This is a genomic window from Rhodoferax sp. SPJ4 (assembly GCF_058216275.1).
In genome coordinates, this window is record NZ_JBYZMN010000001.1 from 82,093 (window position 1) to 94,482 (window position 12,390).

Here is a 12,390-nt window from a genome sequence, read left to right on the forward strand (position 1 = left end):
TCCACTGTAGGCTTGATGCCGATACACAAGCAATACAGTTGGTGGGCGCACAGACCGATCTGTACTGCCCAACCTTTCAGCACACCCACCCAGGCCCCATGCTGACCCGGTCACCGTCGCAAACCCTGTCTGGCCAGCTGGCCGCCCGCTTTGCCCAGCGCATCCGCGACCACCTGCTGGCGCCGGGGGCCCGGCTGCCCAGCGTGAGGCAATGCGCGGCCAGCCAGGGCGTGAGCCCGTCCACCGTGGTGGCGGCCTACGACCAGCTGCTGGCCGAGGGCTGGGTGGAGGCGCGCAAGAACCGCGGCTTTTTTGTCCGCGATGGTGCGCGGGCGGCGGGCCAGGCCCGGCAGGGTGCCGCCGCCCCCGCGGCCGAGGTGGCGCGGCCGCCGCCCCGCAGCGCCGCGGCGCTGATCCGCGGCATGTTCCATGGCGCCGATGCCCAGCCCCAGCCCGGCATGGGGGCCTTTCCACCCGTTTGGCTGCGCTCCAGCTTCATGCCGGCGGCGCTGCGCAAGGTGGTGGGCGACCGGGCGCTGGCCGACTGGTCGCTGCAGTACGGCGAGCCGGCCGGCGACAGCGGGCTGCGCGAGGCGCTGGCGGCCAAGCTGGCGGATTTGCAGATCCCGGCCACGCCGGGCCAGATCGTCACCACCGTGGGCGCGACCCATGCGCTGGACGTGGTCAGCCGCACGCTGCTGCGCGCTGGCGACCCGGTGATGGTGGAAGAGCCGGGCTGGGCCATCGAGTTCGCCCGGCTCGACGCCCTGGGCATGCGCATCCTGCCGGTGCCGCGTGGCGCCGACGGCCCCGACCTGGCGGTGGTGGCACGCTACTGCGCCGAGCACGCGCCGCGGCTGCTGGTCAGCGTGAGTGTGTTGCACAACCCCACCGGCCACAGCCTGTCGCCCGGCAGCGCCCACCGGCTGCTGCAGCTGGCCCATGCGCACGACTTCCACATCGTGGAGGACGACACCTACAGCCACCTGGCGCCGCCGCACGCCACCCGGCTCAGCGCACTGGACGGGTTGCAGCGCACGGTCTACGTCAGCGGCTTCTCGAAAATCCTGGCGCCCAACTGGCGGGTGGGCTTTCTGGCGGCGGCCCCGGCGCTGGCCGAGCGCCTGCTCGACACCAAGCTGCTGACCACGCTGACCACGCCGGTGCTGATGGAGCGGGCGCTGGCGGTCTGCATGGCCCAGGGCCAGCTGCGCCGCCATGCCGAGCGCATCCGCACCCGGCTCGATGGCGCGCGGGCCCGCAGCGTGCGGCTGGCCCTGGCCCATGGCTGCCGCTTTGCCGCCGAGCCGGCCGGCCTGTTTGGCTGGGTCGACACCGGGGTGGACACCGACGCGCTGGCCCAGCGCATGCTGGACGAGGGCTATTTGCTGGCGCCGGGCTCGCTGTTCCACGCCCAGCGCCAGCCCAGCACGCTGATGCGCATCAACTTCGCCACCACGCAGGAGGCGGCGTTCTGGGCGGTGTTTGCGCGGCTGCGCGACGCGCTGCGCTGAAGCCTTCGCTCAGGCCGGGCTGCCCAGCTGCTCCCAGCGCTCCAGCGCGGCCAGCAACTCGTCGTCGATGGCGGCGTTGCGCTGGGCCAGCTCGGCGGCGCGGCGCGGGTCGCTGGCGTAGAGGCTGCCGTCGGCCAGCGCGGCGGTGGTGTTTTGCTGTTCGGCCTCCAGCGCGGCAATCAGCGCCGGTAAGCCCTCCAGCTCACGTTGCTCCTTGTAGCTCAGCTTCTTTTTTTGTGGCGTTGGAGTGGCTGCCGGCGCCGGCTTGGGCTCGGTTTTGGCCGGCGCGGCGGGCTTGTCTGCACTGCCGGACGCGGCCAAGGCCTTGCTGCGCTGCGACTGCACGATCCAGTCTTCCACGCCGCCCTCGTACTCGCGCCAGCGGCCCTCGCCCTCGAAGGCGATGGTGCTGGTGACCACGTTGTCGAGAAAGCGCCGGTCGTGGCTGACCAGGAACACCGTGCCGTCGTAGTTTTGCAGCAGGTCTTCCAGCAACTCCAGCGTGTCGATGTCGAGGTCGTTGGTGGGTTCGTCCAGCACCAGCACGTTGGCCGGGCGGGCAAACAACCGCGCCAACAAGAGCCGGTTGCGCTCGCCGCCGCTGAGCGAACGCACCGGTGAGTTGGCGCGGGCCGGCGAGAACAAAAAGTCGCCCAGGTAGCTCTTGACGTGTTTGCGCTGGCCGCCGATCTCGATCCACTCGCTGCCGGGGCTGATGAAGTCTTCCAGCGAGGCGTCGAGGTCCAGCGTGTTGCGCATCTGGTCGAAATAGGCCACCTCGAGCCGGGTGCCCTGGCGCAGCTTGCCGCTGTCGGGTTTCAGCTCGCCCAGAATCAGCTTGAGCAGCGTGGTCTTGCCAGCGCCGTTGGGGCCGATCAGGCCGATTTTGTCGCCGCGCAGCAGGGTGGCGCTGAAGTGGCTGACGATTTGCTTGTCGCCAAAGGCCAGGCTGACGTCGGTCAGCTCGCCCACGATCTTGCCGCTCGGGGCGCCCGAGGCCACGTCGAGCTTGACGCTGCCCAAGGCGCTGCGGCGGGCGGCGCGGCTGGCGCGCAGTTTGTCGAGCCGGGTGATGCGGCCTTGCGCCCGGGTGCGGCGCGCCTCCACGCCCTTGCGGATCCAGATTTCCTCTTGCGCCAGTAATTTGTCGGCCTTGGCCGAGATCACCGCCTCCTGCGCCAGCTGCTCTTCTTTCTGCACCAGGTACTGGGCGAAGTTGCCGGGGTAGGACAGCAGGCGCCCGCGGTCCAGCTCGACGATGCGGGTGGCCACCCGGTCGAGGAAGGCGCGGTCGTGGGTGATGGTGATGACGCTGCCCTTGAAGTCGATCAGCAGGTCTTCCAGCCAGGCAATCGAGTCCAGGTCCAGGTGGTTGGTGGGTTCGTCGAGCAGCAGCACGTCGGGCTTGGCCACCAGCGCCTGGGCCAACGCCACCCGTTTTTTGGTGCCGCCCGACAGCGTGCCGACGAGTGCGCTGGCGTCCAGGTGCAGCCGGTGCAGGGTTTCTTCAACCCGCTGCTCCCAGTTCCAGGCGTCAAAAGCCTCGATTTGTGACTGCAGCGCGTCCAGGTCCACGCCGTCGGCGCCGCTGAGGTAGAGGTCGCGCGCCGCGATCACCTGGGCCAGTCCGACGCTGGCCGCCACGAACACCGTGGCCTCCGGGTCCAGCACCGGTTCCTGCGCCACATAGGCCACGCGCAGGCCTTGTTGGAACTGCAGCACGCCGTCGTCGGCCTTTTCCAGGCCGCCCAGGATTTTCAGCATGGAGGATTTGCCGGCGCCGTTGCGGCCAATCAGGCCCACCCGTTCGGTGGTCTCCAGGGCAAAGTCGGCGTGGTCCAGCAGGGCCACATGGCCAAAAGCGAGCTGGGCATTCAAAAGGGTGATCAGGGCCATAGGGGGCGGATTATCGTTGCCAGACACCGGGTCCAACCTCTAACCACCGTGCAGACCGCTGGCTATAGTGGCCGGCTGACCCCCATCTGCGAGGAAAACCGTGCAACTTCTGATCAATGGCGCCGCTGTGGACGCCCCGGTGGACGGGGCCATGCCCCTGCTGTGGGTGCTGCGCGACGTGCTCAACCTCACCGGCACCAAGTTCGGCTGCGGCGTGGCCGCCTGTGGCGCCTGCACCGTCCATGTGGACGGTGTGGCCACCCGCACCTGTGTGCTGCCGGTGGCGGCGGTGGCCGGCAAAGCCGTCACCACCATCGAGGGCCTGGCCCCGGTGAACCAGCCCCACCCCTTGCAACAGGCCTGGATTGCCGAACAAGTGCCGCAGTGCGGCTACTGCCAGAGCGGCATGCTGATGGCCGCGGCGGCCCTGCTGGCCCGCACGTCGAAGCCGACCGACGCCGAAATCGACACCCACATCACCAATTTGTGCCGTTGCGGCACCTACCAGCGGGTGCGTGCGGCCATCCACCGGGCGGCGGGGCAGGCGGTGGCGAGCGTTGGGGTGGCGTCATGAAGCGCCGGACCTGGTTGTTGAGTGCCGCTGGCGCCACAGGCGCGTTGGTGGTGGGCTGGGCGGTGCTGCCGGCGCGGTCGCGCCTGGGGTCGCCCGCATCCTGGGCGCAGAAGGCCGGCGAGGTGGCTTTGAACGGCTGGATCAAGGTGGCGGCCGACGGCGCCATCGTGCTGGCCATGCCGCGCAGCGAGATGGGGCAGGGCGTGCACACCGCGCTGGCCATGCTGGTGGCCGAGGAGTTGGACGTGCCACTGGCCTCGGTGCGGCTGGAAACGGCCGGTCCCGACAAGATTTACGGCAACGTGGCGATGTTCGTCGGCTCGCTGCCCTTCCACCCACGCGACGGCGCCGACGAGCCCGCCCCTGCGCTGGTGCGGGTCAGCGAATGGATGGTGGGCAAGCTGGCGCGCGAACTGGGCATCCAGGTCACCGGCGGCTCGTCCAGCGTGGCCGACGCCTGGGCGCCGCTGCGCATGGCTGCGGCCAGCGCCCGGTCCAGCCTGCTGGCAGCGGCCGCCGCCCAGTGGGGCGTAGCCCCGGCCAGCCTGACCGTGGCCGGTGGCCAAGTGACCGATGCCTCGGGCCGGTCGCTGGCCTATGCAGCCCTGGCTTCGGCGGCCGCCGGCATCGCGCCGGGCGAGGTGGTTTTGAAGCCCAGGGCCAATTGGCGGCTGATTGGCCAGCCGGCGCCGCGGTTGGACCTGCCGGCCAAGGTCAATGGCCAGGCGGTGTTTGGGCTGGACGTGCGCCCACCCGGCCTGCTGTTTGCGGCGGTGCGCATGTGCCCGCTGATGGGTGGCGGGCTGGACAGCCTGGACGACAAGGCGGCCCTGGCCATGCCCGGTGTGCGCCAGCTGGTGCGCCTGCCGGCAGACGCCGGGGCGCCTGAGGGCTTTGCGGTGGTGGCCACCACCACCTGGCAGGCCCAGCAGGCGGCCAATGCCGTGGTGGCCCGTTGGCGGCCGCGTGACGGGGCGCCGGTGGACACCGATGCCATCCGCAAACAACTTGATGCCACTGTCACCGCGGCCCTTGCTGGCGGCGATGGCACCGTCTTTTATTCGCAGGGTGATGTGGCGGCGGCCGAGGCGGGCGCTGCCGCCACGCTGGAGGCGCGCTTCACCGCACCCTATCTGGCCCACGCCACGCTGGAGCCCATGAACTGCACCGCCCAGGTCACGCCGCAGGGCGTGACGGTCTGGGCGCCGACCCAGGTGCCCACCGCGGTGCGTGACTTGGCGGCCCGGGTGGCGGGCGTGTCGGCCGACAAAGTCACGCTGCAGGTGACGCTGCTGGGCGGTGGTTTTGGCCGTCGCCTGGAGACCGATGTCGCTGCCCAGGCGGTGCGGGTGGCCATGGCCACCCAGGGCAAGCCGGTGCAGGTGGTCTGGTCGCGCGAGGAAGACATGGCCCATGACCATTACCGGCCGATGCAGGTGGCCCACCTGCGGGCAGCGCTGGACGCGACGGGCCAGCCGGTCAGCCTACAGACGGTGTCGGCCGGCGACGCCATCACACCGCGCTGGATGGCGCGCACCCTGCCGGCGCTCAGCGGCCCCATCGACATGCCGGACAAGACCACTGCCGAGGGTTTGATCGACCAAGCCTATGCCTTTCCCAGCCAGCGCATGGCCCATGTGGCCACCCGCAGCGGGGTGCCAGTGGGGTTCTGGCGATCGGTGGGCCATTCCCACAACGCCTTCTTCATGGAAAGCTTCATTGACGAGCTGGCGGCGCGGGCCCCACAAGATCCTGTGGACTTCCGGCGCCGCTGGCTGAAGTACGCTCCACGGCACCTGGCGGTGCTGAACCTGGCTGCCAGCAAAGCCGGCTGGGGCCGTCCGCTGCCCGCTGGGCGGGCCCGTGGCGTGGCCATTCACGAGTCGTTTGGCTCGGTGGTGGCCCAGGTTGTGGAGGTTTCCCTGGAGCAGGGCAAGCCCAGGGTGCACCGCGTGGTGTGTGCGGTGGACTGTGGCACGGTGGTGAACCCGGCCACCGTGGCCCAGCAGATGGAGGGCTCGGTGGTGTTTGCGCTCACCGCCGCCTTGTATGGGGGGGTGGACATCCATCAGGGGGAGGTGGTGCAACGCAATTTCCCGGCAGCGCCGCTGCTCACCCTGCAGGCCACACCTGTGGTGGAGACCTGGATCGTGCCAAGCACCCATCTGCCCACCGGGGTGGGGGAGCCTGGGGTGCCCCCCCTGGCGCCGGCGGTGGGCAACGCCTTGGCGGTGCTCACAGGCCGGCGCTACCGGGCGCTGCCTCTGATGAGCGAGGCCGAAGGCGGCGAATCACGGAAGAAAATGTGACGGTGGTTTGAAAGTCGGGAAAACCCGTGCTATAGTTGATGGCTCAGCAGATGACGCAGAGATGTTGAAAGCGACAAGCGATCAACGACTTCCGAAGTCGGTTGCAACGTGTGAAGTGACAGAGGCCAACGCCGCAAACGCTTCGGAAAAGAAATTTTCAAACATGTTGACGGTCTTCAAAAAACCGTGGCATAATTCAAGGCTTCGCTGATCACAGCGACGCAGACAAAAACGAAGCGAAAAGCGGAGTTTGAGTCGCAAGAGTTCCTTAAAAACATACAGCCGATAAGCGTGGGCGTTTGAAGGCGATTGCCAAGTTCTTCGGAACTAGGTCTTAACTGACCTACAAACGCTCATGAAGTAAAAAAGATATGAAACTCAGAAATGAGGTTCGTGTCGATTCCAATTTATGAGTTGCTCGAAAGAGCGAAAAAATTCAAGATCGAACTATAGAGTTTGATCCTGGCTCAGATTGAACGCTGGCGGCATGCCTTACACATGCAAGTCGAACGGCAGCACGGGAGCAATCCTGGTGGCGAGTGGCGAACGGGTGAGTAATACATCGGAACGTGCCCAATCGTGGGGGATAACGTAGCGAAAGCTACGCTAATACCGCATACGATCTACGGATGAAAGCGGGGGATCGCAAGACCTCGCGCGAATGGAGCGGCCGATGGCAGATTAGGTAGTTGGTGGGGTAAAGGCTCACCAAGCCAACGATCTGTAGCTGGTCTGAGAGGACGACCAGCCACACTGGAACTGAGACACGGTCCAGACTCCTACGGGAGGCAGCAGTGGGGAATTTTGGACAATGGGCGCAAGCCTGATCCAGCAATGCCGCGTGCAGGATGAAGGCCTTCGGGTTGTAAACTGCTTTTGTACGGAACGAAACGGCGAGCTCTAATACAGTTTGCTAATGACGGTACCGTAAGAATAAGCACCGGCTAACTACGTGCCAGCAGCCGCGGTAATACGTAGGGTGCGAGCGTTAATCGGAATTACTGGGCGTAAAGCGTGCGCAGGCGGTGATGTAAGACAGTTGTGAAATCCCCGGGCTCAACCTGGGAACTGCATCTGTGACTGCATCGCTAGAGTACGGCAGAGGGGGATGGAATTCCGCGTGTAGCAGTGAAATGCGTAGATATGCGGAGGAACACCGATGGCGAAGGCAATCCCCTGGGCCTGTACTGACGCTCATGCACGAAAGCGTGGGGAGCAAACAGGATTAGATACCCTGGTAGTCCACGCCCTAAACGATGTCAACTGGTTGTTGGGTCTTCACTGACTCAGTAACGAAGCTAACGCGTGAAGTTGACCGCCTGGGGAGTACGGCCGCAAGGTTGAAACTCAAAGGAATTGACGGGGACCCGCACAAGCGGTGGATGATGTGGTTTAATTCGATGCAACGCGAAAAACCTTACCCACCTTTGACATGTATGGAAGTCGCCAGAGATGGCTTCGTGCTCGAAAGAGAGCCATAACACAGGTGCTGCATGGCTGTCGTCAGCTCGTGTCGTGAGATGTTGGGTTAAGTCCCGCAACGAGCGCAACCCTTGTCATTAGTTGCTACATTCAGTTGGGCACTCTAATGAGACTGCCGGTGACAAACCGGAGGAAGGTGGGGATGACGTCAAGTCCTCATGGCCCTTATAGGTGGGGCTACACACGTCATACAATGGCTGGTACAGAGGGTTGCCAACCCGCGAGGGGGAGCTAATCCCAGAAAGCCAGTCGTAGTCCGGATCGCAGTCTGCAACTCGACTGCGTGAAGTCGGAATCGCTAGTAATCGCGGATCAGAATGTCGCGGTGAATACGTTCCCGGGTCTTGTACACACCGCCCGTCACACCATGGGAGCGGGTTCTGCCAGAAGTAGTTAGCCTAACCGCAAGGAGGGCGATTACCACGGCAGGGTTCGTGACTGGGGTGAAGTCGTAACAAGGTAGCCGTATCGGAAGGTGCGGCTGGATCACCTCCTTTCTGGAAACTGCAATCTAATTTGAACGCTCACACTTATCGGTTGTTGGAAGGTTGTCGCCAGCGGTCTTAGGCTTGTTCCTGGATCACTAGTGACCGGCTTGGGTCTGTAGCTCAGTTGGTTAGAGCACCGTCTTGATAAGGCGGGGGTCGTTGGTTCGAGACCAACCAGACCCACCATCCCGTCCATCAAACTGGGGGATTAGCTCAGCTGGGAGAGCACCTGCTTTGCAAGCAGGGGGTCGTCGGTTCGATCCCGTCATCCTCCACCATTCTTTCGATACTTATTCATTCAACACCAAAGCGGCTTCGTCAGAGGCCTCTTTGTTGTTGATCAAGATCTCTTGATCAATCGGCTGTTCTTTAAAAATTCATAGAGTCGAATCAGCGTTGCTGATGGAAACCGCACATTCGTAAAGGTTTAGTGCGGACCGTGCCATCAGCAACATAGAATTTTTGATTGCGTCAAAACGAATATCAAACTTCACGTTTGAAATTCAGATAATTTGAGCGAAAGCTCAATTACGGCATAACGCGACGGGTGAAAGACCCGTCAGACATTCCTTGATGATAATGAGAGGCTTCGCAAGAAGAATCAAAGTTATAGGGTCAAGTGAATAAGAGCACATGGTGGATGCCTTGGCAATGATAGGCGACGAAGGACGTGATAGCCTGCGATAAGCTTCGGGGAGCTGGCAAATTAGCTTTGATCCGGAGATTTCCGAATGGGGAAACCCACCTGCAAAGGTATCGCATACTGAATACATAGGTATGCGAGGCGAACCGGGTGAACTGAAACATCTCAGTAGCTCGAGGAAAAGACATCAACCGAGATTCCGAAAGTAGTGGCGAGCGAAATCGGAGAAGCCTGCAAGTGATAGCACAAGACATAACGGAACAGCTTGGAAAGGCTGGCCATAGCGGGTGATAGCCCCGTACGTGAAATGACCTGTGTGGTACTGAGCTTGCGACAAGTAGGGCGGGACACGAGAAATCCTGTCTGAATATGGGGGGACCATCCTCCAAGGCTAAATACTCATCATTGACCGATAGTGAACTAGTACCGTGAGGGAAAGGCGAAAAGAACCCCGGGAGGGGAGTGAAATAGATCCTGAAACCGTGTGCTTACAAAAAGTAGGAGCCCGCAAGGGTGACTGCGTACCTTTTGTATAATGGGTCAGCGACTTACATTCAGTGGCAAGGTTAACCGAATAGGGAAGCCGTAGAGAAATCGAGTCCGAATAGGGCGATCAGTCGCTGGGTGTAGACCCGAAACCAAGTGATCTATCCATGGCCAGGATGAAGGTGCCGTAACAGGTACTGGAGGTCCGAACCGACTAGTGTTGCAAAACTAGCGGATGAGCTGTGGATAGGGGTGAAAGGCTAAACAAACTTGGAAATAGCTGGTTCTCTCCGAAAACTATTTAGGTAGTGCCTCAAGTATTACCGTCGGGGGTAGAGCACTGTTTAGGCTAGGGGGTCATGGCGACTTACCAAACCTATGCAAACTCCGAATACCGACGAGTACAGCTTGGGAGACAGAGCACCGGGTGCTAACGTCCGGACTCAAGAGGGAAACAACCCAGACCGCCAGCTAAGGTCCCTAAAATTGGCTAAGTGGGAAACGAAGTGGGAAGGCTAAAACAGTCAGGATGTTGGCTTAGAAGCAGCCATCATTTAAAGAAAGCGTAATAGCTCACTGATCGAGTCGTCCTGCGCGGAAGATGTAACGGGGCTAAGCCAGTTACCGAAGCTGCGGATTTGCAATTTATTGCAAGTGGTAGGAGAGCGTTCTGTAAGCCTGTGAAGGTGCGTTGTAAAGCGCGCTGGAGGTATCAGAAGTGCGAATGCTGACATGAGTAGCGTTAAAGGGGGTGAAAAGCCCCCTCGCCGTAAGCGCAAGGTTTTCTACGCAACGTTCATCGGCGTAGAGTGAGTCGGCCCCTAAGGCGAGGCAGAGATGCGTAGCTGATGGGAAACAGGTCAATATTCCTGTACCGATGTGTAGTGCGATGTGGGGACGGAGAAGGTTAGCTCAGCCAACTGTTGGATATGTTGGTTCAAGCCTGTAGTCATGCCTGGTAGGCAAATCCGCCGGGCTTAGATGAGGGGTGATAACGAGTCTGCTTGCAGACGAAGTGAGTGATACCCTGCTTCCAGGAAAAGCCACTAAGCTTCAGCTACACACGACCGTACCGCAAACCGACACTGGTGCGCGAGATGAGTATTCTAAGGCGCTTGAGAGAACTCAGGAGAAGGAACTCGGCAAATTGACACCGTAACTTCGGAAGAAGGTGTGCCTTTAGTAGGTGAAGGGATTTACTCCTGGAGCCCAATGAGGTTGCAAAAAATCGGTGGCTGCGACTGTTTATTAAAAACACAGCACTCTGCAAACACGAAAGTGGACGTATAGGGTGTGACGCCTGCCCGGTGCTGGAAGATTAAATGATGGGGTGCAAGCTCTTGATTGAAGTCCCAGTAAACGGCGGCCGTAACTATAACGGTCCTAAGGTAGCGAAATTCCTTGTCGGGTAAGTTCCGACCTGCACGAATGGCGTAACGATGGCCACACTGTCTCCTCCTGAGACTCAGCGAAGTTGAAATGTTTGTGATGATGCAATCTCCCCGCGGAAAGACGGAAAGACCCCATGAACCTTTACTGTAGCTTTGTATTGGACTTTGAACAGATCTGTGTAGGATAGGTGGGAGGCTTTGAAGCAGGGTCGCTAGATCTTGTGGAGCCAACGTTGAAATACCACCCTGGTGTGTTTGAGGTTCTAACCTAGGTCCATTATCTGGATCGGGGACAGTGCATGGTAGGCAGTTTGACTGGGGCGGTCTCCTCCCAAAGCGTAACGGAGGAGTTCGAAGGTACGCTAGTTACGGTCGGACATCGTGACGATAGTGCAATGGCATAAGCGTGCTTAACTGCGAGACTGACAAGTCGAGCAGATGCGAAAGCAGGACATAGTGATCCGGTGGTTCTGTATGGAAGGGCCATCGCTCAACGGATAAAAGGTACTCTGGGGATAACAGGCTGATACCGCCCAAGAGTTCATATCGACGGCGGTGTTTGGCACCTCGATGTCGGCTCATCTCATCCTGGGGCTGTAGCCGGTCCCAAGGGTATGGCTGTTCGCCATTTAAAGAGGTACGTGAGCTGGGTTTAAAACGTCGTGAGACAGTTTGGTCCCTATCTTCCGTGGGCGCTGCAGATTTGAGGAAGCCTGCTCCTAGTACGAGAGGACCGGAGTGGACGCACCTCTGGTGTATCGGTTGTCACGCCAGTGGCATTGCCGAGTAGCTATGTGCGGAAGAGATAACCGCTGAAAGCATCTAAGCGGGAAACTCGTTTCAAGATGAGATCTGCCGGGGCCTTGAGCCCCCTAAAGAGTCGTTCAAGACCAGGACGTTGATAGGTCAGGTGTGGAAGCGCAGTAATGCGTTAAGCTAACTGATACTAATTGCTCGTGCGGCTTGACCCTATAACTTTGATGAATGTCAAAATTGTTATGCCAAGTTGACGCACTCAAAAACTAAGCTGATTTGACCCTATGAATTCGTTGTCCTGACCCGGTGTCAGGACGGCAACAAGTTATGCCTGATGACCATAGCGAGGTGGTCCCACTCCTTCCCATCCCGAACAGGACAGTGAAACGCCTCCGCGCCGATGATAGTGCGGGTTCCCGTGTGAAAGTAGGTCATCGTCAGGCTATTACAGCGAGAAACGCCCCGGTCAGCGATCGGGGCGTTTTCTTTTTGTGTGAGGGTTGCTTTTGGTCTTTGTGACTGAAAGTGATGAGATGTTTGTCGCGTGAAGGTCTTGCCTTCAGATGACAAAAATCTTGAAAAAGTTGACGGTCTTCAAAAAACCGTGGCATAATTCAAGGCTTCGCTGATCACAGCGACGTAGACGAAAACGAAGCGAAAAGCGGAGTTTGAGTCGCAAGAGTTCCTTAAAAACATACAGCCGATAAGCGTGGGCGTTTGAAGGCGATTGCCAAGTTCTTCGGAACTAGGTCTTAACTGACCTACAAACGCTCATGAAGTAAAAAAGATATGAAACTCAGAAATGAGGTTCGTGTCGATTCCAATTTATGAGTTGCTCGAAAGAGCGAAAA

The 12,390-nt window shown here is 60.6% G+C and carries 4 protein-coding genes, 2 tRNA genes and 3 rRNA genes; 8 read left to right on the plus strand and 1 reads right to left on the minus strand.

What is annotated here, in order from left to right; translation table 11 throughout:
- Window positions 1-98 precede the first annotated feature (98 nt).
- The gene (locus AC4BAR_RS00405) at window positions 99-1,514 is read left to right on the plus strand and encodes an aminotransferase-like domain-containing protein (protein WP_490625850.1); all 1,416 of its coding nucleotides are present in this window, start codon (window positions 99-101) and stop codon (window positions 1,512-1,514) included.
- Between the two features lie 9 nt (window positions 1,515-1,523).
- Here the strand turns inward: AC4BAR_RS00405 and AC4BAR_RS00410 are convergent, their stop codons facing one another.
- Window positions 1,524-3,410: an ATP-binding cassette domain-containing protein gene (locus AC4BAR_RS00410; protein WP_490625851.1), complete on the minus strand. Its 1,887-nt coding sequence runs from the start codon at window positions 3,408-3,410 to the stop codon at window positions 1,524-1,526.
- Between the two features lie 100 nt (window positions 3,411-3,510).
- On the opposite strand from AC4BAR_RS00410, the gene AC4BAR_RS00415 reads away from it, so the two are divergent.
- The 7 genes from AC4BAR_RS00415 (at window position 3,511) to rrf (ending at window position 11,982) form a co-directional block, all read left to right on the plus strand.
- Window positions 3,511-3,984 carry a (2Fe-2S)-binding protein gene (locus tag AC4BAR_RS00415; RefSeq protein WP_490625852.1) on the plus strand — a complete coding sequence of 158 codons (474 nt, stop codon included), beginning with the start codon at window positions 3,511-3,513 and terminating at the stop codon, window positions 3,982-3,984.
- A complete protein-coding gene (locus tag AC4BAR_RS00420; RefSeq protein WP_490625853.1) occupies window positions 3,981-6,293 on the plus strand; it encodes a xanthine dehydrogenase family protein molybdopterin-binding subunit in 2,313 nt (770 codons plus the stop codon). Before AC4BAR_RS00415 ends, AC4BAR_RS00420 begins: the two co-directional genes overlap by 4 nt.
- A 444-nt stretch (window positions 6,294-6,737) precedes the next feature.
- Window positions 6,738-8,272 (plus strand): 16S ribosomal RNA (locus AC4BAR_RS00425).
- A 100-nt stretch (window positions 8,273-8,372) separates the two neighbouring features.
- Window positions 8,373-8,449: transfer RNA gene (locus AC4BAR_RS00430), tRNA-Ile, on the plus strand.
- 16 nt (window positions 8,450-8,465) lie between these two features.
- Window positions 8,466-8,541 (plus strand) — tRNA-Ala (locus AC4BAR_RS00435).
- 335 nt (window positions 8,542-8,876) lie between these two features.
- Window positions 8,877-11,754: ribosomal RNA gene (locus AC4BAR_RS00440) — 23S ribosomal RNA — on the plus strand.
- 115 nt (window positions 11,755-11,869) lie between these two features.
- Window positions 11,870-11,982: ribosomal RNA gene (gene rrf / locus AC4BAR_RS00445) — 5S ribosomal RNA — on the plus strand.
- Together the 16S, 23S and 5S rRNA genes with 2 tRNA genes alongside form the textbook arrangement of a ribosomal RNA operon.
- Window positions 11,983-12,390 lie beyond the last annotated feature (408 nt).

What these genes read in the sequence shown, in the direction of transcription:
- AC4BAR_RS00405 (WP_490625850.1), top strand. Translation starts at nt 99, where the DNA reads ATGCTGACCCGGTCACCGTCGCAAACCCTGTCTGGCCAGCTGGCCGCC.
- AC4BAR_RS00410 (WP_490625851.1), bottom strand. Translation starts at nt 3,410, where the DNA reads ATGGCCCTGATCACCCTTTTGAATGCCCAGCTCGCTTTTGGCCATGTG.
- AC4BAR_RS00420 (WP_490625853.1), top strand. Translation starts at nt 3,981, where the DNA reads ATGAAGCGCCGGACCTGGTTGTTGAGTGCCGCTGGCGCCACAGGCGCG.